This window comes from Pseudomonas sp. W15Feb9B (assembly GCF_000828175.1).
Classification (GTDB): domain Bacteria; phylum Pseudomonadota; class Gammaproteobacteria; order Pseudomonadales; family Pseudomonadaceae; genus Aquipseudomonas; species Aquipseudomonas parakoreensis.
On record NZ_JTKF01000039.1, the window covers coordinates 1 to 21,975 of the forward strand.

Sequence of the window (21,975 nt, forward strand, 5' to 3'; positions counted from 1 at the left end):
CCGTAAGGGCGGAACCCTAAGTGGCCGTAACCGCAGCAACGGATCCACCCACAAAATTGACTAGTTTCCCCAACCCATGCTCTCCTACACAACTTGTTACGGGTGCCCTTCACAGGGTGAAACGGGAAACCGGTGAATCATGTGCTTTACTCAAAGCCATGTCAGTCCGGTGCTGCCCCCGCAACGGTAAGCGAGCGAAGCGTCGAATCCACTGTGCCATTGCGGCATGGGAAGGTGATGCTTGCAGGTCGGCCTGATGCCAACCCCTCGTGAGCCCGGAGACCGGCCCGCAACACACAGCGCGCATTTTGCGTCGCTGAACATAACAAACCCGCGGTGGGCGGGCGCTGTTCGAACCTCTGCGTGCCCGACTCGCAGGGGTTTCCATGCGCTCTATATCACCCGCTGACACTCCAGAGGGAAGCGCCATGTCGATCATCAGCAGCACCGGCAGCAACACCGACACAATCTCCAGCACCGCCACCTTGAGCCAACGCCTGACCGCCGCGATCTTCGCGTCGATCCTGGGTGCAGGCCTCGTTTATTTCGCCGGTTTCTCGCACATCGAAGCGGTGCACAACGCCGCTCACGATACCCGCCACAGCGCCGCGTTCCCGTGCCACTGAGACCTGCCGACATGATCAAGCGTATCGCGCAAACCGCAGGCTTCACCGGCCTGCTGGCCGCCCTGCTGCTGACGTTGCTGCAAAGCTTCTGGGTCTCGCCACTGATTCTGCAGGCTGAAACCTTCGAAAAATCCGAACCGGTGGCCGTTCACGAACACGCCGCCGGTACAGCCGCACACACCCATGACGCCGAAGCCTGGGAGCCGGAAGACGGCTGGCAGCGTGTGGTCTCGACCACCGGCGGCAATCTGGTGGTAGCGGTCGGTTTCGCGCTGATGCTCGCCGGCCTGTACACCCTGCGTGCACCGACCAAAACTTCGCAGGGCCTACTCTGGGGCCTGGCCGGTTACGCGACCTTCGTCCTCGCGCCGACCCTCGGCCTGCCGCCTGAACTGCCGGGCACCGCTGCCGCCGATCTGGCGTCGCGACAGACCTGGTGGATCGGCACCGCCGCTTCCACCGCAGTCGGCCTGGCTCTCATCGTGTTCAGCCGTCACTGGCTGATGAAGCTGCTGGGCGTGGCGATCCTCGCCGTGCCGCATGTGATCGGCGCGCCGCAACCGGAAGTGCATTCGATGCTCGCTCCGCAAGCGCTGGAAGCCCAGTTCAAAATCGCTTCGCAGTTGACCAACGTGGCGTTCTGGCTGGCCTTGGGCCTGATCAGCGCCTGGTTGTTCCGTCGCAAAAGCGATGGTCAGTACCACGCATGACCGATGACCGCGCAGCGCCGACCTTTGTGGTCGGCCTGGGCTGCCAGCGCGGCTGCCCGGTCAGCACGCTGCGCGCGTTACTCGATCAGGCGTTGCAGGCGCATCGTATAGAACTTGAAGCGGTCAAGGCCTTGGCCAGCATCGATCTTAAACGCGATGAACCCGGCCTGCAGGAACTGGCCAGTCAACTGGCGCTGCCGCTGTTGTATTTCAGCAGCGACGAACTGGCCAGTTATCAGCAACGCCTGAGCCACCATTCGCAGATCGCCTACGAGCGCACCGGTTGCTACGGTGTGGCGGAAAGTGCCGCCCTGGCCCTGGCCGAGCAGTTGATTCAGGCACCGGCAAAGCTGCTGATTTCCCGGCAGAAATACGCTCAGGCGACACTGGCATTGGCCGGCGCTGCGTAAATTCCCGATAATCCCCCTGTTTGATCATGAGCAATCTTCATCTGAAGCGTTGCCCTGCCCCGTTTTTCACAGGATTTCTTCATGACCGTCTACTTCATCGGCGCCGGCCCCGGCGACCCGGAATTGATCACCGTCAAAGGCCAGCGGCTGATCCGCAGCTGCCCGGTGATCATCTACGCAGGCTCGCTGGTACCGGCCGCCGTGCTCGAGGGACATCAGGCGGAAACGGTGGTCAACAGCGCCGAATTGCATCTGGAGCAGATCATTGAACTGATCACAACCGCCCACGGCAATGGCCAGGACGTGGCGCGGGTGCACTCGGGTGATCCGAGCCTGTATGGCGCGATTGGCGAGCAGATTCGTTATCTGCGCGAGTTGAATATTCCGTTCGAAATCATCCCCGGCGTCACCGCCACCGCCGCCTGTGCAGCCTTGCTAGGCGCGGAACTGACACTGCCGGACGTGTCGCAGAGCGTAATTCTGACCCGCTATGCGGACAAGACCGCGATGCCGGCGGGTGAGGAGTTGAGCAGTCTGGCGCAGCATGGCGCGACCATGGCGATTCATCTGGGGGTCAATCATCTGCAGAAGATCATCGCTGAACTGCTGCCGCATTACGGCGCGGATTGCCCGATTGCGGTGATTCACCGGGCGACATGGCCGGATCAGGATTGGGTGGTGGGGACGCTGGAAGATATTGCCGAGAAGGTTGCGGCCAAGGGGTTTCGGCGTACGGCGTTGATTCTGGTTGGACGGGTGTTGGGGAGTGAGGTGTTTAGCGAATCGTCGCTGTATCGCGCAGGGCATGCACACCTCTACAGGCCCTGAAAGCAATTGTGGCGAGGGAGCTTGCTCCCGCCGGATCGCGGAGAGATCCCAAAACCGGACAACCCATTCATCACGGGTAAATGCATTGTCCGATTTGTGACTGCTTCGCAGTCAGGCGGGAGCAAGCTCCCTCGCCACAGCGCCGTTTTTCATGTTCGCAGTGAACACCTTACTCAGTAGTAGGCGTTTTCTTTCTGCGTGTGGTCGGTCACGTCGCGCACACCCTTGAGCTCTGGAATACGCTCGAGCAAGGTGCGCTCGATGCCTTCCTTCAGGGTCACGTCGGCCTGGCCGCAGCCCTGGCAGCCGCCGCCGAACTGCAGCACGGCAATGCCGTCCTCGACCACATCGATCAGGCTGACCTGACCGCCGTGGCTGGCCAGCCCCGGGTTGATTTCGGTTTGCAGGTAGTAGTTGATGCGCTCGTTGACCGGGCTGTCGGCGTTGACCATCGGGACTTTGGCGTTTGGCGCCTTGATGGTCAGTTGACCGCCCATGCGGTCGGTGGCGTAGTCGACGACGGCGTCATCAAGAAACGCTTCACTGAACGAGTCGATATAGGCGGTGAAGCTTTTCAGCCCCAGCGCGGTATCTTCAGGTTTTTCTTCGCCCGGCTTGCAATAGGCAATGCAGGTTTCGGCGTACTGGGTGCCAGGCTGGGTGATGAAGACGCGGATGCCGATGCCTGGTGTGTTCTGCTTGGAGAGCAGATCGGCCAGGTAATCGTGGGCGGCGTCGGTAATGGTAATAGCGGTCATGGAAACTCCTCGCAGGCTTGGGCGCAGTTTACGCCAATCATTGCGCCGGACAAAGTCCTAGTATTTTTGTCGGGAAAGATTCTCGACCGGTACGCGCAGCGGTTCACCATCGATCCGCGCTTTAAGCCACTGATAGCTGCGTTTTTCTACCCATTCGTAGCTCAACCATGACCCCACAGCGATAGCCACAGCGCAGACGATGAACATCAGATACGGGTTGATTCCGTAGCGTCGCGCGATAAAACTACCAACCGACAGTACCAACACGTGCATCAGATACACCGAATAGGAACAGTCACCGAGCCATTTCATCACCCGATTGCGCTCGACGTAGCGCTCCAGTGCCATGCACGCCATCACCAGTACTGCGCTCGGCACGCCCCAGTTCAATAACCTTGGCGCCGGTGCCAGGTGATAGATCGCCATCATCGCAGCGCCCATCGCCAACAGCGGCAGCCACAGGCCGGCGCCAATCCAGCCCCGGCGATACAGCACGCCGATACCGATCCCCAGCAAAAACTCGTAGACGATGTCCGCACGGTAAAACTCGTTGAGCCAGCCGAACGCCTGACACGCCGAAAACAGCAATGCGGCGACCACCAGTAAACGCACCTGCCAGCGGAACACCAGCGCGCATGCAAACAACACATAGAAGAGCATTTCGTAGTTGAGCGTCCAGCCGACATTCAGCGTCGGATAAATCCCGTAGCCGCCGGGGTTTTGCGCAGGAATGAATAACAGCGACGCGAGGAAATGCGCCCAATCCACCGTCTGATCCGGCAACAGCGGCCGGGCGAACACCACCAGCAACGCCATCAGCAGCGTGTACAGCCAGTATGCCGGGACGATGCGCGACAGCCGATACAGCAGAAACCGCGCCGGAGGCAGCGTTTTGCTTTCGGTAGACAAGAAAATCACCAGCCCGCTGATGACGAAGAAGACATCGACGCCGACTGCGCCTTTATCAATGAAGAACTGCCCGACCGGGCCGCGCGCCTTGAAGTCGAAAAAAATCTGCATGAAGTGGTGGCAGACCACGGTCCACGCGGCAAGCGCGCGCAGGGCCTGCACTGAAATCAACATGATCGGCTCCCGTGCACAATTCCTGAATCACCTCCGGCCCCCTGTAGGAGCTGCGGCACGCTGCGATCTTTTGATCTTTGTTGTTAAAGAATCAAAAGATCGCAGCCTCGTTGCACTCGGCAGCTCCTACAGGGGCTTTGCGGTGTTGCTTGGAGTTGGGACAGCAGGTCGATCTCAACGATCAAAGATTCTCGTAGCGGTTCATGTCCAGCACGCCCTCTTCCACCGGTTCGGTTTCGTGGATGTATTGGCTCAGGTCGTGGAAATAGAACCAGAATTGCGGATGACTGCGGCGAATCCCCCAGCGTTCGACGATTTTCTCGAAACGATCGGCATCCTTGGCATTCTCCATGGCATCGACAAACTCCGGGACTTGCGCGGCCGGAATATTGAACATGAAGTTCGGGTAACTGCTGAGCACACCTGGATAAATGGTCAAGGTGTCGAGCCCTGGCTGATAGCGCAGGGATTCGCCCAACAGAAACGCCACGTTGCTGTGCGCACGGTTGCGCAGCAAGCTGTAGACCTCGCGTTTGCCGCTGCGGGTTTCGATGCGCAGCAGGGTGGCCTCCGGCAATTGGTCGATGACCTTCAGACCGGCGGCCGGTCGTGACGTCAGGCGGCTCAGCGCCTGTTCGGCGTTCTGCAACGCCGGATCGATGTTCGGCCGCGAGCAGTAGGCGCCGTCACAGCGGTTGATCGGATCCGGCCGCGCATTGAGGTCGCCGTAGCGTGCCAGCAGTTGCATGGCGAAGTCGTACTTCGGATCCTTCGGATCGAGTTTCAACCCGGTCGGCTTGTCATCATCGATGGCCTCGTAGTCGAGCCACATCTTGAACTGACCGCTGCTCTGATACCAATCGTCGAGGTAGTCCTCACGGGAATCGGCCGGCATCAGACGCAGGAAGTTCTGTTCGGCGCCGTTGCGGATCAGGTCGAAATACAGGCGGGTCTGCGCCTGATGGGAGACGTTGCCGAACACATCGAAGTTGACCGCCAACTGGTAATAGGTGCGTTCCAGCAGCGGATAGTCGAACAGCCACATCGTTTGCGGCACTTCGCCGATCAGGCCTTTGGTCACCGAAGCGCTGTCGAAGTGGCGGAAAATGCTCAGCAGCGCGTTGTCGTTGCCGGCCCACAGGGTCGACCAGCTCGGCGCCGGCTGGTCAGCGTAGCTGTCGCGGCGCAGGGCTTCGTATTCGTTGCGCTTGTTGCGGTAGTTGTGCCACAGGCTCAGGACACTGCCGACGTCGTCGTTCTGCCCCGGCATTGCCAGCAACGGCGTGGCCTGGCCGCGATAGTTGGGGTCGGTGATGTACAGATCGTGTTCCGGGGCCTGGAACAGCGCCCAGAAGTTATCGCGGATCACATCCGTCGCAATCTGCCCACGGCACACCGGCCCGCGAATGAAGGTGCGGACGAAGTATTCGGCATTGTCGAGCATGAACTGGTACCGCGCCTGCGCCGGAATCGCTTCGAACGTGGCGAACGGGTTGGCCCGGCTCTGCGGCCCGTACCCCGGTAGCGCGTTGACTTGCCAGTTGCCGCTGTAGAACAGGCTCTTGACCCGCGCCATCTTCGCCGCGCTCAGCGGATAGGTGATGTGGGTCTTATGCACGATCACTCCTTGCACTGGCCACAGGCGGTAATACACCTGAGTGCCCGGGTCGTCATTCGGGCGTCGGGTGGCGATCAGGTCGATCGGCTGCCCGGTCGGCGTGCGCGAACGCACCCACTGGAAGTAGTGGCCCGGCTCGCCGTCCTTGAAATAGATATGGGCGAGGAACCAGTGTTCGAACAACCAGCGCCCGACCAGACTCTGCCGCGCGCCCGGGGTGTTGAGCAGGTTTTCCCACTGCACGATTTGCAGCGCTTCCTTGGCGCTCGGCGCCAGCCCCTGCTCGTCGATCGGCGCACCGGACGCCAGCCAGCGTTGCAGGGTCTGGTATTGCTGATCGGTCAGCCCGGTCACCGCCAGCGGCATGCCTTCTTTCGGGTGGGCGCCGGCATAGCCGTCAAACTCGGCGGGCATCGCGCACATGTTTTCCCGTTGCAGGCCGAGGACGATGTCTTCCGGCAGCTTGGCATTCGGGGTCAGCGGGGTTTTGTGGCCCAGTTCCAGCATCCGCGCCATCAACGCCGCCTGGCTGCCCTGGGCATCGAGTACCGAATAAAAGCCCTTCTGCTGCCAGGCACGTTTGCCGAAGGCGTCGTAGAACAGCCGCGTGGTCGGCGCCGCCTGAGTGCGTTCGCCGTCGTAGACCGGCATCTTGCTTGCGCCCCGCCCTGCGCCTTCGCCGCTGCCCAGATTGAGCTGGCACGCCGAGTCGTAGCAGGCGTGGCAGGCCACACACTTCTCGGTGAAGATCGGCTGGATGTCACGCGTATATGAAATAGAAGGTGAGATCGCGGGTTCCTGCGCAATGGCGCCCCAGCTTAAGAACAGCAAGAAAATGCTGATGACGCGGTACGACATGCCCATGATCCCGATCGTGAAAAAAACGCCCGCGATTCTACAGTATGACGCTCGTACCAACATGAACGATATTCATGCAAAAGCAGCACGTGCTCCAAAAGCGCACAGGTTTGTTATGATCCCGGCCCTTCGTCATGGTCTTTTCGAGTAGTCCCAATGTCCGATCGCAGCGTCCGCCTTCAAGCTCTCAAGCAAGCCCTCAAAGAGCGCATCCTGATTCTCGACGGCGGCATGGGCACGATGATCCAGAGCTACAAGCTCGAAGAGCAGGATTATCGCGGCAAACGCTTCGCCGACTGGCCGAGCGACGTCAAGGGCAACAACGACCTGTTGGTGATTACCCGTCCGGACGTGATCGGCGGCATCGAAAAGGCCTATCTGGATGCCGGCGCCGACATTCTGGAAACCAACACCTTCAACGCCACGCGCATTTCCATGGCTGACTACGGCATGGAAGAACTGGCGTACGAATTAAACGTAGAAGGCGCGCGCCTGGCGCGCAAGGTGGCCGACGCCAAGACCGCCGAGAACCCGGACAAGCCGCGTTTCGTCGCCGGCGTGCTCGGCCCGACCAGCCGCACCTGCTCGCTGTCGCCAGACGTGAACAACCCCGGCTACCGCAATGTCACCTTCGATGAACTGGTGGAGAACTACACCGAGGCCACCAAGGGCCTGATCGAGGGCGGCGTCGATCTGATCCTGATCGAAACCATTTTTGACACGCTCAACGCCAAAGCCGCGATCTTCGCCGTGCAAGGCGTCTTCGAAGAGCTGCACATCGAACTGCCGATCATGATTTCCGGGACCATCACCGATGCGTCCGGCCGCACCCTGTCGGGCCAGACCACCGAAGCGTTCTGGAACTCCGTGGCCCACGCCAAGCCAATCTCGGTCGGCCTCAACTGCGCGCTCGGCGCCCGTGAACTGCGTCCGTACCTGGAAGAGCTGTCGAACAAGGCCAGCACCCACGTTTCCGCGCACCCGAACGCCGGTTTGCCGAACGAGTTCGGCGAGTACGACGAATTGCCGGTGGACACCGCCAAGGTCATCGAAGAATTCGCCCAAAGCGGTTTCCTTAACATCGTCGGCGGTTGCTGCGGCACCACTCCGGGCCACATCGAAGCCATCGCCAAAGCCGTCGCCGGTTACGCGCCGCGGCAGATTCCGGATATTCCCAAGGCCTGCCGCCTCTCGGGTCTGGAGCCGTTCACCATCGATCGCAGCTCGCTGTTCGTCAACGTCGGCGAGCGCACCAACATCACCGGCTCCGCGAAGTTCGCCCGTCTGATCCGTGAAGACAACTACACCGAAGCCCTGGAAGTCGCCCTGCAGCAGGTCGAGGCCGGCGCCCAGGTGATCGACATCAACATGGACGAAGGGATGCTCGATTCGAAGAAGGCCATGGTGACCTTCCTCAATCTGATCGCCGGCGAGCCGGACATCTCTCGCGTGCCGATCATGATCGACTCGTCGAAATGGGAAGTGATCGAAGCCGGCCTGAAGTGCATTCAGGGCAAGGGCATCGTCAACTCGATCAGCATGAAAGAAGGCGTCGAGCAGTTCATCCATCACGCCAAGCTGTGCAAACGCTACGGCGCTGCGGTGGTGGTCATGGCCTTCGACGAAGCCGGCCAGGCCGACACCGAAGCGCGCAAGAAAGAGATCTGCAAACGCTCCTACGACATTCTGGTCAACGACGTCGGCTTCCCGCCGGAAGACATCATTTTCGACCCGAACATCTTCGCCGTGGCCACCGGTATCGAAGAACACAACAATTACGCTGTGGACTTCATCAACGCCTGTGCCTACATCCGCGACGAGCTGCCCTATGCGCTGAGCTCCGGCGGCGTGTCCAACGTGTCGTTCTCGTTCCGGGGCAACAACCCGGTGCGTGAGGCGATCCACTCGGTGTTTCTGCTGTACGCGATCCGCGCCGGCCTGACCATGGGTATCGTCAACGCCGGTCAGCTGGAGATCTACGACCAGATCCCGCAGGAACTGCGCGACGCCGTCGAAGACGTGATCCTCAACCGCACGCCGGAAGGCACCGACGCCCTCCTCGCCATCGCCGACAAGTACAAGGGCGACGGCAGTGTCAAGGAAGCCGAGACCGAAGAGTGGCGCAGCTGGGACGTCAACAAGCGTCTGGAGCACGCGCTGGTCAAGGGCATCACCACCCACATCGTCGAAGACACCGAAGAGTCGCGCCAGTCATTTGCCCGCCCGATCGAAGTCATCGAAGGCCCGCTGATGTCCGGCATGAACATCGTCGGCGACCTGTTCGGCGCCGGCAAAATGTTCCTGCCGCAAGTGGTGAAATCCGCCCGCGTGATGAAGCAAGCCGTGGCGCATTTGATCCCATTCATCGAACTGGAAAAAGGCGACAAGCCGGAAGCCAAGGGCAAGATCCTGATGGCCACGGTAAAAGGCGACGTGCACGACATCGGCAAGAACATCGTCGGCGTGGTGCTGGGTTGCAACGGCTACGACATCGTCGACCTCGGCGTGATGGTTCCGGCGGAGAAAATCCTCCAGGTGGCCAAGGAAGAAAAGTGCGACATCATCGGTCTGTCCGGTCTGATCACCCCGTCGCTGGACGAGATGGTCCACGTTGCCCGGGAAATGCAGCGTCAGGATTTCCATCTGCCGCTGATGATCGGTGGCGCGACCACCTCCAAGGCGCACACCGCCGTGAAGATCGAGCCGAAGTACAGCAACGACGCAGTGGTCTACGTGACCGACGCCTCGCGTGCGGTCGGTGTCGCGACGCAGTTGCTGTCCAAAGAACTCAAGGCCGGATTCGTCGAGAAAACCCGCGCCGATTACGTCGATGTGCGTGAGCGCACCGCCAACCGCAGCGCCCGTACCGAGCGTCTGAGCTACGCGGCGGCGATCGCCAAAAAGCCACAGTTCGACTGGGCCAACTACACGCCGGTCAAACCGACCTTCACCGGCACCCGCGTGCTGGACAACATCGACCTCAACGTGCTGGCCGAATACATCGACTGGACGCCGTTCTTCATCTCCTGGGACCTGGCCGGCAAGTTTCCGCGCATCCTCGAAGACGAAGTGGTCGGTGAAGCCGCCACCGCGCTGTACAAGGATGCGCGTGAAATGCTCACCAAGCTGATCGACGAGAAGCTGATCAGCGCCCGTGCGGTGTTCGGTTTCTGGCCGGCCAATCAGGTGCATGATGACGACATCGAGCTGTACGGCGATGACGGCAAGCCCATGGCGCGCCTGCATCACCTGCGTCAACAGATCATCAAGACCGACGGCAAGCCGAACTTCTCGCTGGCCGACTTCGTCGCGCCGAAAGACAGCGAAGTGACCGACTACGTCGGGGGGTTCATCACCACCGCCGGCATCGGCGCCGAAGAAGTGGCCAAGGCTTATCAGGACGCCGGCGACGACTACAACTCGATCATGGTCAAAGCCCTCGCCGACCGTCTGGCGGAAGCTTGCGCCGAATGGCTGCACCAGCAAGTGCGTAAAGAACACTGGGGTTATGCCAAGGACGAAGTGCTGGACAACGAAGCACTGATCAAAGAGCAGTACTCCGGTATCCGTCCGGCACCGGGTTACCCGGCGTGCCCGGATCACACTGAAAAGGCCACGCTGTTCACCCTGCTCGATCCTGAGGCCAGCGAAATGCGCGCGGGCCGCAGCGGCGTATTCCTGACCGAACACTATGCGATGTTCCCGGCAGCCGCGGTCAGCGGCTGGTACTTCGCGCACCCGCAGGCGCAATACTTTGCCGTGGGCAAGGTCGACAAGGATCAGGTGCAGAGCTACACCTCGCGCAAAGGTCAGGAACTGAGCGTGACCGAGCGCTGGCTGGCGCCGAACCTCGGTTACGACGAATAAGCGCAACGGTCACTCCGCGGATCGGCCGGGGAGTGACCGTTCACCAGATTTTACGCGCCTGACCATTGCCCGGAGGAGCCGGGCATCTGTGCCTTGTCGGCAGACAAACCGATCCGTTCAATCTCCTGTCGCGTCAATTCGATGAGCCTGGCATTGCGCGCCGCTGCCTGATCAAACAACCGGCTCAGATAAAGCGGGTCGTCAGCACTTAGACCGTCGTCCTCGCCCTCCTCCATCAGCTGCACTTCATCCATTTGCCTGAACGCTTCGGGCTGCTGCTCCTTGAGGTAATCCAGCCAGTAATCGCGCTGGATCAGATCCTCCAGAAACCGGTCGGAGTGTTCCGCGTTAACCACCTCGGCCCGCGCATCGAACAACTGCTGAGGCGTTACACCGGAGGCAAATTTCATGTTTTTCGGCTGTCCGGGCAACTCCAGTCCATCCTCCCAGCCACCGGTCAGACCGATCCGGTAACCGAGACGGACTTCGGCTTCGTCAAAACCACTGCGCGCGGCCGCTGCCTTTGCCAGTTCATCGACCTTGTCCAGCCGGAACAGTTGGCGCGACAGGGACAACAAGGCCTCGCCACGAATTCCCGGGCGACCGGCCGGCAAATCGAGCAAAGCGTTGTAGGTAAAGACCTTGCTCTCCAGACCACTGAAGGTGAGGATTCGCCCGTCCACGCACGTTCCATGGGTGGCCGAGCCGGCGAAAATCACCTCGCGCAGCTCACTGTCGGCGGCGGCAGCCTCCATGACTCTCCAGACCCGTCGGGTCAGGTCGGCATTGGCCACGCGAAACTCCTGGGTGTCCTGCAATCGGTCAAGCAAATGGAAGAATGCCCCGCTGTCCGGTTCCGCAGCCAGTTGATCCCACAGCCGGTCTCGGGCAGACGCCTGCTCCGGCAGCAAATTCGCCAGCCACGGCGTCTTCTGTTGCGCATGGGACTGTTCGTCCGGGAGGGATTCGTCCGACTCGATGCTGTCCGTGGTTTCGCTGAGCCCGCCGGCAACGTCGTCAGCCATTTCCTCCAGTTCGGAACTCGAGAAACCGAGCACTCGCTGGCGGTTACCCGCCGTCTGATAGGCCCTGAGCCTTTCGAGGGACTCCTGCGACAGGTTGTAGTTGTCAGTCAGGTCGGTGCCGTCCATCAGCTCATCGTGCTGACCGTCCAGCGCCTCTTCGGGGATAGCGGTGATGTCATTGCGACTGAGGTTCAGTGTCAGCAGGTGCTGCGCATCCAGCGCACCGGCCGGCCATTCGGCCAGGTTGTTGTTGCGCAGATCCAGACGTTGCAAATGCTCGAAATAGCTGACGTCGAACGCATCGAGGTAGTTGTAGCTCAGGTCCAGAGCTTGCAGATGCTCCAGACCGGACAGCGCGGCATACAGGTGCTCGGTGTCGCTGAAGTGGTTGCTGGAAAGCTCGAGTCGCTCCAGCTGCGGCATTTGCCGGACGCCATCCGGCAGCGCTGTCAGCGCATTGCCATTAAGGGTCAGATGATGCAGGTGGGTGAACGACTTGAGAAACCCGTCGCTGCCCTCGGTCGTCACCCGAGTGCCTGTCAGGTCCAGGCTGCCGACATGCCCGAAATCCTCGGGCAGCGCCGGTAGATCGCCCAATTGCAGGCCGTTGAGATCCAGAACCGCATCGCCCCCGGCAACCGCTAACCTGGCACGCCAGCAGGTGAGGATGCGCCACGCCGCGAGGCTGCGCGACTGCGAGGAGATGACCCAGTCGGCTCCACGGGTTTCCCGGGTATACAGCCAGCCGTTGAGTCGGCGAACGAGGGTTTCGAATGTCTGACTCCAGCCCGTGATCCGCTCCTCGATCTGCACATCGGTCGCGCCATCGTTACGCAGCGTCTCGATCACTTGCATGGCTTGTTCATCGCTAAAGGCCGGCTGCAACCGCTGCAGATTCTGGCGCATGCGTGCCAGTCCGGTACTGACAGGTGCTGGCGTCAACGGCAGCAACTGGCGGGCCACGGTCAAACCGTTCTCCGCTGGGGGAAACGTCGCTGGCACCGGTTCCCGGGCAAATGCCTCCAGCGCGCCGGCAGGAAGGCCCAATTCGTGTTCGAGCCGCAGTTGCGCCGAACGCAGCTGCGCCGACGCCGCTGCGGTCAGGGGCGCGCCGGTCAGGTTGGTGTTGAGCAGTGAGGTGCTCTCGAGCACGGCAGGTGGCAGCGTGCTGATACGGGTCTCGCGCAGGTCCAGCCACGACAGTTGCGGCAAGCCTTCTGCGCCTGCCGGCCAGTGTTGCAGGTGCGTGCGCTGCAGGTCGAGGGCCTTCAAGCGCTGCAGACTGCCGACGTTCAAATCGCTCAACGGATTGTTGCGCAGATTCAGTTGTTCGAGCGCAGGCAATTCACTCAATCCGCTCTGCAGGCGCGAACTGTCGGTCAACAGATTGTCGGCGAGGTCCAGGTGCATCAGGCGCGAAAGGCGCTGCGACTCGATCGGCCATTCGTGCAAGGCATTGTTACTCAGATCAAGGGTCCGGACTTCGCTGAATGCGCTGATGAAATTGCGCATCTGCGCACCGGCAACCCGCTGGCCATTGAACAGCAGCGTGCGTACATGCGCAAAGGCGTCTGCCGGCAACACCGGAAGTTCGCTGAGCCTCAACCCCGACAAATCCACGGTCGAGGCGCTGATCGTTGCGCCATAGCGCTTGAACAGTCCGTTGCGCCAACTGGCTTTGAGAACATGCGCCAGGTTTGATCGCGCGATCAGTTCGGACAGCGACTCTGCCGACACCACCAGGCGCTGCTGCCACTGACTGAGTTCACGTTCCAGCGCAGCATATTGATCGCTCAAGGCATTGATGGCGGTGAAGCGCTGTTGCTCATCCGGCCATTGCTCAAAGAAACGATGGAATATGCCCTCGGTGGATTGATGCACACCCTCGCCCAGGCGCCGCAACTCGCCGCGACAATAATCCCTGACCATCGTCTCGCGATCGATCAGGTGTTCCGGCAAGGTTTTGACGTATTCGTACACGCCAGCGAAGTTTTCCCGGGAAAATCTTGACCAGTCCAGCGACAGCCCCGACCAGAGTTTTTCATGCCCCTGCAGCAGCTCGGCAGGCACGGTGCTGATGCTTGTATCCCTGAGGTTCAGACGCTCCAGGGCCGGTAACTCCAGCGCACCCGCAGGCCAGTCGAACAATGAATAGGCGACGATGTCCAGGCTGCGCAAATTGCGCATGCCGCTGACGTCGAACGCCAGTGACTGGTAACTCGAGGTACTGACACTCAATGCTTCAAGTCGGGTCAATTGAGCCAGGCGTGCCGGCATGTCGGCGGCATAGGGCATCGCGCCGTAGAGCGTCAGGTCAGTCAGTTCCGGCATGTTCTGCAGCACCGTCGGCACGTTGGTAAATGTTTCTGCGGTGCCATTGATGCGCAGCGCCTTGAGCCTGGGGAAACGGCTCAACAGTGCATCGCCGTTGGCATCGGTGATGCAACGCCCTCTGATGCGCAGGTCACGCACATGCGAGAAATCTGCCGTCAGCTCCGGCAACGGCTCGTCGCACGTCAGATCGAGGCGTGCGGCACTCGCCTGAGTCTCGGCCAGCGGCGCATGGCGCCAGCTCTGCTTGAGGCTGCGCACGACGCTGGATTTGCCGCCGATCATCGATTGCAGCGTCGGCTCCGGGGAAGGCACACCTTCCCATTGCGCCAGTGTCGATTCGAGCGCCTGCCATTCACGCAGGCGCCGTTGCAACATCTCGTAGATCTGCGCGTCAGTCCGCCCGGCGGCCAATTGCTTGAGGATGAACCCGCCCGCCTGCTGATCGGTGAGCGCCGGATACACGTCCTGCACGCGCGTCACCAGCAGCGGGTTCACGCCTTCGCCGCGACCGCTGGCGTAATAACCCAGGCCATGCTGGCGCACCCGCACCGGCGCCTTGAAGCGTTGCTTGTGGCCATGGCGCCTGCTCGCCAGCCGAGCCAGTTCGGTGCGATGGCGGGCCGCATACTCGATCAGTGCCCGGCGCAGTCCGGCTCTACGCGAAACCTCGGCAAAGCCCAGAGCCTGTCGCGTCTGATCGGGCAACGCATGGAGGACCGAGGCAAAAAAGTTGTCCCCGCGGCGCGGGACGCCGTTGAGCGCTTCCCCGTGCGCGTTGTACGCCTGATAGACCGGCCCGCGCTTGACCAGATACTGGGTCTTACTGGCGCTTTCGCTGCCGATGCTGTCGATCAACGGCCCGTCGACACTGCCTTCGCGTACTTCCAGACGCACTTCGTCCGACCAGCCCGGCAGCCGCTCCAAAGCGCGCAAGGCCAGCCATTGGCTGTCGCCGCCGGCCGAATTTTCCATGTGCAGACCGGCAATCGCATGGTTGAAGCGCCGCTGCCGGGCATATTCACGGGAGATCTCCAGCAGCCGCAACGGTACCCGCCCACCGTTCTGCAGACGCGTCAGTTCCTCGGCGTTCGCCTCGAGCAACACACGGATTGCCGCCGAACTGCCCAGCCCCGGCGTGGCGGCTTGTAGCCTGGCGATTCGCGGGTCGTTCAACGCGGGTTCGTCATACAGCCGGTCGAACATCGCCGGCTGCCGGTTTCGCAGGTAATCGGCGATCTGTTTGCGCAACTCCAGCGGCCGGGATTCCATGACCCGCGCCGGCTCGGCACCCAGCAGCCAAACGGTTTGCGGCTCATCCAGCGTTGCCAGAATGCGCTCAGGCAGTTGGCCGTCGAGCACGTCGGCGCGGGTGATCCGGATCGGCGCACGCGTCGGGCCCTCGATTGCACCTGACTGCGCGCCGAACAGACGGCTGGGCCCGGACAACTGCGGTCCGTCGAAGACTTCCAGCATCTGCCCGCTCGGCCAGCGCGGCATTTGCGTAAGCATGGGCAGCGTCAGCAGGTACGAATCGTCAAGCCTGGTTCCTCGTTCGACCTGATCGATCAAACGCCCGACCTGCTGATTCGCCTCATACAAGCGCAAGGTATCGGCCAGGGCCAGTGGCGCCGGCTGGTGATCGAGGTGCATCTGGCGCAGGGCATCATCACTGACACCACTGAGGTCGGCGATTTCGAGCAATTGCTCATCCGAAAATGCGTCAGTCGAGTGACCGATGCGCCGCAGCAAGGTCAGTCGATCCCAGTGCAGCGGCCGCTCGTGGGTGTGGCGCCAGGCGCCCAGTCGATTGTGCTCGAGGATCGGTTGATACGCCGCCGGATCCTGCGGGTGGAGGATGCGCCAGTTATTCAGGTTCTCATCGTAGTGCGTCTGATAGAGCTTGCCCTGCTGGCGAATGAACGTCTTGCCGTCGAACCGATACACACCTTGCGCGTCGGGCCCGGCAGTCGCAGGCAGGACAATGTCGCTGGCGTAGGCATCGAGGTCGGGTTTCCACAGGCGAACCGAGCCGTCGGGCCGCTCGACCGGTTGCAGGTGCTCGATCACGGGTTCGGCGGAGGCCGCGCGCAGTCGGCTTACGCCCTTGCCCACAGCGCCCATTACGCCAATCAGCGCCAGGTTCTGCGCCACATCGACCAGATGCGCCTTGGCAGCCTGACGATCGCCTTCCGACCATTCGATGGCGCCTTCGAAGGACTCGTAGAGCAGTTGCCCCGCCATCACGGTCATCATGATCTCGCCCAGCACCGGTACGAACATCGACACCATGTTCAACCCCAGCATGCCGAGTTCGAGCAAATGACTGAGTTTGGCTGCGCGGACCCGGGCATCGACATCCGCCGTCGAGACGGCATGGGCGCGCGCGTCGGCGATGAATTTGGCCCGGTGCTGTTCGTAAAGGTATTGCCACAAATCGGTGTTGGCGCCCCAGATCCCGGCAACGTCCTGGCGCGTGATGGCAAACGGGTCGAGATACGGGTCAGGGTGCGGCTCGCGCTTGCCGGGGACTTCGGGTGGCAACTCCTTGATCTGCACGATAGTGGACAGCGGCGGTATCAGCTGTGCGACCTTGACCCAGATCGAATGCAACGGGTCACTCGGGGCGTCCGCAGCCTTTTGGGTGAACTGACTGAAATAGTAAGGGCGGTCGGCGTAGGCCACGAACTGACTGAAAAACTGCTGGTAAGCGGTCGGTCCTTGTCCGGTAGCCGTAGTGTCGGTCGCCGTGAATTTGCGTTTGAACACCTCCCGCATCTGCGCGCTGCTGTAACGCTTGAGCGGGTGTTGCGGGTCATGGGGAATGTAGACGATGAATTCGTTGGTGTAGCGGTAGCGCTCGCTGATGCTGAACACGACGCAACCGGTCATCCGCCGCTTCATCAGGCTCAGATCGCGAAACCACACGGCCTTGCCGCCAAGTTGCGGGTGGATCTGACCGTCCACCACCGACAGAATCATCCGGTAGTCGGCAGGCTCGATGTCCTTTTTCAGCAGTGCCCATTGCGCGGCGGCACGCAACGCGGCTTTCTGACTGGCAATGAACTGTCCACGCAAGGTGTCGTTGTTCTCGAAAAACGCTTTGATCCGTGTCTGATAAAGCGAACCGACGTCGAGTGAACGACACAGCGTCAGAAACTGACTGACCGAGATGCCGATTTCTGCGGCCTGAAACTCGCCGGGGGTCGCTGTCTCGACCACGAAACCGGATTGGGCGTGATAGGCCCCTGCTTCACACTCCCAGGCCTCGAAGTTGTGCAGTGCCGCTTGCAGCAATGGCAGTTTCAACACTTCGAAGGTGGACACTTCCACCTCCAGCACTCCGAGTTCGAGGGGCCTTCTGAGACACAACAAGGTCTTGCCGAGATCGACCGTGACGTTGAACTGATCCTTGAGTGCCTCGCCAAGCAATGTTTGGGCAAATGCCTCGACGCTTTCGAGGCCGGCCATGGTCTTGTCGAGTCGGGTCTGGGCGACAAAGGCAGCCGTGACCTGGTCTTTCAAGACTTGTTGCTGTTCCTGCGGGAATTCGTGATAGCCGGGCGGTGGACGGGTGCTGACCGCTTTCATCGCGGCTCGCCGGGCTGGCGAGGCGGCAATCAGCCAATCGGGGATCATATGCTCAAGCAACCTGCCGTGGACGCTGGCGCTGACGGGTGTACGGGGCAACGTCGGGGAATGATGGGACATCCTGTCTCTCCTGAATAATGGGAGCACAGAACACCATGTCCGCCGCAGTGACCTGCGGTACATAGTTATCGCATGACCTTGGACCTATGTCAGGACCCGTCAGGATCCCCCGTGCGACCACGGCACAACCGGCAGGATTGACTATGCTGTCGGGACAGCCTTTCGGACGGGGGATTTATGGACGATCCAGTCGACAACAAACCACCGAGCTTCTGGCAGATGCTGCACAGCGTGATGGCGGCGGCATTTGGCGTGCAAAGCGGGAAAAATCGGGCAAGGGACTTCACCCATGGCAAGCCCAGCCATTTCGTGATCCTGGGGATCGGCTTCACCGCCGTGTTCGCCCTGACCCTGTTTGCCATCGTCAAACTGGTGCTGCATTTCGCCGGGGTCTGAGGGCTGTCAGTGCATCAGGGTCTGCAGGTCGAACGGGTAACGATACGAGGCCGGACGCCCCTTGGCGGACAGCTTGCGAAAGCTCACCCCGTAACCCGGTGTCGAGCCCATGGCCAGAATCTGCCGGGCCTGATGCCTGTCAATCAGTTGCAGCAACGGCAACTGGCGATCGCGACCGCCGTAGCGGGCCAGGTCGACGCCCTGGTCATAGTCATGCAATTCCACCAGTGCCCAGCCACCGAGGGTGAAATGACCGCCCACCAGTGCGCTCAGGCGTCCATCGATCACGGCCTGCAACGCCTCGGATGAGGTATTGACCGCACTGAACAGCACGTCCTTGCCCGGCACCTTGCCCGCTTCGGCAAACGCGCGCATGGCGCCGAACGCCATCTCGTCATTCGCCGACCACACCAGTGACACCTTCGGATACCGGCTGACCAGTTGCCGCGCCTGTTCGTAGGCGCGCTGCCGTGTCCAGCCGCTGTACACCAGTTGTCGCAGGCGCACCTGAGGATGTTCGGCCAAGGCACGCTGCATGCCGCGCTCGCGCAATTGCGCCGATGGCGTGATCTTCAGGCCGGAAAACGCCAACACCTCGATCGGCTCGTCTCGCGCCACTGGCGGATGCAAGCGAATCAACTCTTTCATCATCAGGTAGCCGCCCTCCTCATCATTGGGCACCAGGCTGCCAATGCGATCGGCACGCTCGCCGACCAGCGCCTGCTGATCGGCGGTCAGCACCGCGTTGACCATGAACAGCTTGACCCCGCTGCCTTCCGCCAGGCGCAGGATCTGTGGTGCAACGTACTGCTCGTTGACGAACATCAGGTAGTCGGGACGGTTCGGTCCCTGCAGGGCAATCCTGGCCTGGGCCACGGTGAGTTCGGGCTGGCGTCGGGAATAGAGGATCTGCAAATCGACGCCAAGGTCGTGGGCCGCCGCTTGCATGAATTGCGAATAGCTGACCCAGAACGCTTCCTGAGTCGTACCCGGGTTGAGGAACAGCACCGACTCGGCCCGGGCTGCGGATCCGAAAACCGCACCGAACAGCAGGAGGCTGAGGCAGAAAAACTTCAACATGAAAGACCCGGGCCCAAGGAAAAATGGCCGCGCATTATAGCCCCCGAATCAGCGGCTATTGACGCCTGATCCCGTTTTTTGTCCGACAATCGTCGGAAGCGGACCCGGATCGGTCGTTTACTGATGGCTGACCCAGAATACCGCTGTCCCTACGACCAGAATAATCAGGAACAGAATGGCCCATGCATCGACACTGCTATCGCTTTTCTTTGCCTTGGTCGGATTGCTCATTGCATCGCCTCTTGTCGGTTTTATCGGTGATTGCAGAAAGACTCGATCACAGTTAAGACGATGATTGTCCCCGCGACAAATGTGGGTTAATCAACAACTATTCTCGTTAGGCGATTTGGTTCTTTACATATACTCAAACATCACTTTTGCGCATAACTGCAAACGGGTATATTGCCCCGGCTCCGTTAGGGAGTGCGCGGCCGTGCGCGCGTAATTGCAGAGGCACCATCGGACTCCAGCAAGCGAAAACGCAGCGTTTTCCGAGTAGCCCAAAGCCTGAGAACAGGACTTATATGTACGTATACGACGAGTACGATCAGCGGATCATCGAGGACCGCGTCAAGCAGTTCCGTGATCAGACCCGACGCTATCTGGCAGGTGAGCTGAGCGAAGAAGAATTCCGCCCCCTGCGCCTGCAAAATGGCCTGTACATCCAGCGTTTTGCGCCGATGTTGCGCGTGGCGGTGCCTTACGGCCAACTGACTTCCCGTCAGGTGCGCATGATGGCGAAGATTGCCCGTGACTACGACAAGGGCTACGCCCACATCAGTACCCGGCAGAACGTGCAGTTCAACTGGCCGGCGGTGGAAGACATTCCGGACATCCTCGCGGAACTGGCCACCGTGCAAATGCACGCGATCCAGACCAGCGGCAACTGCCTGCGCAACGTCACCACCGACCAGTTCGCCGGTGTCGCCGCCGATGAGGTGATCGACCCGCGCCCATGGTGCGAAATCGTCCGTCAGTGGACTACATTCCACCCGGAATTCGCCTACCTGCCACGCAAATTCAAGATTGCCGTCAACGGTTCGACCGCTGACCGTGCCGCCATCGAAGTTCACGACATCGGCCTGGAGCCGGTCCACAACGCCGCCGGCGAACTGGGTTTCCGTGTACTGGTCGGCGGTGGCCTGGGCCGTACTCCGGTGGTCGGCGCCTTCATCAACGAGTTCCTGCCGTGGCAGGACCTGTTGAGCTACCTCGACGCCATCCTGCGTGTGTACAACCGCTATGGCCGTCGCGACAACAAATACAAGGCGCGGATCAAGATCCTCGTCAAGGCGCTGACCCCCGAAGTCTTCGCGCAAAAAGTCGATGCCGAGATGGAGCACCTGCGCGGCGGCCAGACCACACTGACCGAAGCCGAGCTGCATCGCGTCGCCAAACACTTCGTTGATCCGGACTACAAGGCGCTGGAGAACCAGACCGCGGCCCTGGCCGAACTCGACAAGGAGCATCCGGGTTTCGCCCGCTGGCGCTCGCGCAACACCCTGGCGCACAAGAAGCCGGGCTATGTCGCCGTAACCCTGTCGCTGAAGCCGACCGGCGTTGCGCCGGGCGACATCACCGACAAGCAGCTGGACGCCGTCGCCGATCTGGCCGAGCGCTACAGTTTCGGTCAGCTACGCACGTCCCACGAGCAGAACATCATTCTGGCCGACGTCGAGCAGAGCCAGTTGTTCACCCTGTGGGGCGAACTGCGTGAAAGCGGTTTCGCCACGCCAAACATCGGCCTGCTGACCGACATCATCTGCTGCCCGGGCGGTGATTTCTGCTCGCTGGCCAACGCCAAGTCGATCCCGATCGCCGAATCGATCCAGCGCCGTTTCGACGACCTGGATTACCTGTTCGACATCGGTGAGCTGGACCTGAACATCTCCGGCTGCATGAACGCCTGTGGTCACCACCACGTCGGTCACATCGGCATTCTCGGAGTGGACAAGAAAGGTGAAGAGTTCTACCAGGTATCCCTCGGTGGCAGCGCCAGCCGTGACGCGAGCCTGGGCAAGATTCTCGGCCCGTCCTTTGCTCAGGACGACATGCCGGACGTGATCTCGAAGCTGATCGATGTGTACGTTGAACAACGTACCGAGGACGAGCGCTTCATCGACACCTACCAGCGTATTGGCATCGACCTCTTCAAGGAACGCGTCTATGCAGCGAATCATTAAGAACAACGAAGTCGTCGACGAAACCTGGCACCTGCTGCCGAAAGATTTCAACATCGACGACATCAGCAATTGCGACGATCTGATCGTTCCTTTGCAGCTTTGGCGTGAACACAGCCGCATGCTCAAGGCCCGCGACGGCGGACTGGGTGTGTGGCTGGACGCCGATGAAGAAGCCGAGGAAATCGGTGACGACGTCGCGCAGTTCCAGGTGATTGCCCTGAACTTCCCGGCCTTCACCGACGGCCGCAATTACTCCAACGCCCGCCTGCTGCGCGACCGTTACGGTTTCAAAGGCGAACTGCGGGCGATTGGCGATGTGCTGCGTGACCAGTTGTTCTACATGCACCGCTGCGGTTTCGACGCGTTCGCCTTGCGCGCCGACAAAGACCCGTACGAAGCACTGGAAAGCCTGAAGGACTTCTCGGTCACTTATCAGGCCGCCACCGACGAACCGCTGCCGCTGTTCCGTCGTCGCTGATCGAAAAACGCCT

General features: G+C 61.0%; 13 protein-coding genes and 1 riboswitch. Of the genes, 8 read left to right on the forward strand and 5 right to left on the reverse strand.

The window, feature by feature from the left end; translation table 11 throughout:
* The first annotated feature begins 83 nt into the window (after window positions 1-83).
* A riboswitch (cobalamin riboswitch) is annotated at window positions 84-306 on the forward strand.
* A 122-nt stretch (window positions 307-428) separates the two neighbouring features.
* The 4 genes from OC71_RS19935 to cobM all read left to right on the forward strand — a co-directional run bounded on the left by OC71_RS19935 (window position 429) and on the right by cobM (window position 2,574).
* Window positions 429-626 (forward strand): CbtB domain-containing protein, encoded by a 198-nt coding sequence (locus OC71_RS19935; RefSeq protein WP_041072675.1) that lies wholly within the window; start codon window positions 429-431, stop codon window positions 624-626.
* 11 nt (window positions 627-637) lie between these two features.
* Entirely contained in the window at window positions 638-1,336 is a 699-nt protein-coding gene (locus OC71_RS19940; RefSeq protein ID WP_041072677.1) for a CbtA family protein, read from the forward strand.
* Window positions 1,333-1,746, forward strand: coding sequence for a cobalamin biosynthesis protein (locus tag OC71_RS19945; RefSeq protein ID WP_041072679.1), 414 nt, complete (start codon window positions 1,333-1,335; stop codon window positions 1,744-1,746). The genes OC71_RS19940 and OC71_RS19945 overlap by 4 nt, the downstream gene beginning before the upstream one ends.
* An 81-nt stretch (window positions 1,747-1,827) precedes the next feature.
* Window positions 1,828-2,574, forward strand: a complete 747-nt coding sequence (gene cobM / locus OC71_RS19950) for a precorrin-4 C(11)-methyltransferase (protein ID WP_041072681.1) — start codon at window positions 1,828-1,830, stop codon at window positions 2,572-2,574.
* A gap of 173 nt (window positions 2,575-2,747) precedes the next feature.
* Here the strand turns inward: cobM and nfuA are convergent, their stop codons facing one another.
* From nfuA to OC71_RS19965, 3 genes are all read right to left on the reverse strand, one after another.
* Complete coding sequence (gene nfuA / locus OC71_RS19955; protein ID WP_003225494.1) at window positions 2,748-3,332, reverse strand: Fe-S biogenesis protein NfuA; 585 nt, start codon at window positions 3,330-3,332, stop codon at window positions 2,748-2,750.
* Window positions 3,333-3,389: 57 nt separating this feature from the next.
* Window positions 3,390-4,415 carry an acyltransferase gene (locus OC71_RS19960; protein WP_041072683.1) on the reverse strand — a complete coding sequence of 342 codons (1,026 nt, stop codon included), beginning with the start codon at window positions 4,413-4,415 and terminating at the stop codon, window positions 3,390-3,392.
* 181 nt (window positions 4,416-4,596) lie between these two features.
* A complete protein-coding gene (locus OC71_RS19965; protein ID WP_041072685.1) occupies window positions 4,597-6,891 on the reverse strand; it encodes a fatty acid cis/trans isomerase in 2,295 nt (764 codons plus the stop codon).
* A gap of 156 nt (window positions 6,892-7,047) precedes the next feature.
* Here OC71_RS19965 and metH point away from each other — a divergent pair, with 156 nt between their 5' ends.
* Window positions 7,048-10,758, forward strand: coding sequence for a methionine synthase (gene metH / locus OC71_RS19970; protein ID WP_041072687.1), 3,711 nt, complete (start codon window positions 7,048-7,050; stop codon window positions 10,756-10,758).
* A gap of 50 nt (window positions 10,759-10,808) precedes the next feature.
* Here the strand turns inward: metH and OC71_RS19975 are convergent, their stop codons facing one another.
* Window positions 10,809-17,825: an NEL-type E3 ubiquitin ligase domain-containing protein gene (locus OC71_RS19975; RefSeq protein ID WP_041072689.1), complete on the reverse strand. Its 7,017-nt coding sequence runs from the start codon at window positions 17,823-17,825 to the stop codon at window positions 10,809-10,811.
* 177 nt (window positions 17,826-18,002) lie between these two features.
* On the opposite strand from OC71_RS19975, the gene OC71_RS19980 reads away from it, so the two are divergent.
* Complete coding sequence (locus OC71_RS19980; RefSeq protein WP_025112547.1) at window positions 18,003-18,221, forward strand: DUF2970 domain-containing protein; 219 nt, start codon at window positions 18,003-18,005, stop codon at window positions 18,219-18,221.
* 6 nt (window positions 18,222-18,227) lie between these two features.
* Here OC71_RS19980 and OC71_RS19985 read toward each other — a convergent pair whose 3' ends face one another.
* Window positions 18,228-19,301: an ABC transporter substrate-binding protein gene (locus OC71_RS19985; protein ID WP_041072692.1), complete on the reverse strand. Its 1,074-nt coding sequence runs from the start codon at window positions 19,299-19,301 to the stop codon at window positions 18,228-18,230.
* 524 nt (window positions 19,302-19,825) lie between these two features.
* On the opposite strand from OC71_RS19985, the gene OC71_RS19990 reads away from it, so the two are divergent.
* Complete coding sequence (locus OC71_RS19990; protein ID WP_041072694.1) at window positions 19,826-21,484, forward strand: nitrite/sulfite reductase; 1,659 nt, start codon at window positions 19,826-19,828, stop codon at window positions 21,482-21,484.
* The gene (locus OC71_RS19995) at window positions 21,468-21,962 is read left to right on the forward strand and encodes a DUF934 domain-containing protein (protein ID WP_041072696.1); all 495 of its coding nucleotides are present in this window, start codon (window positions 21,468-21,470) and stop codon (window positions 21,960-21,962) included. Before OC71_RS19990 ends, OC71_RS19995 begins: the two co-directional genes overlap by 17 nt.
* Window positions 21,963-21,975: the final 13 nt, after the last annotated feature.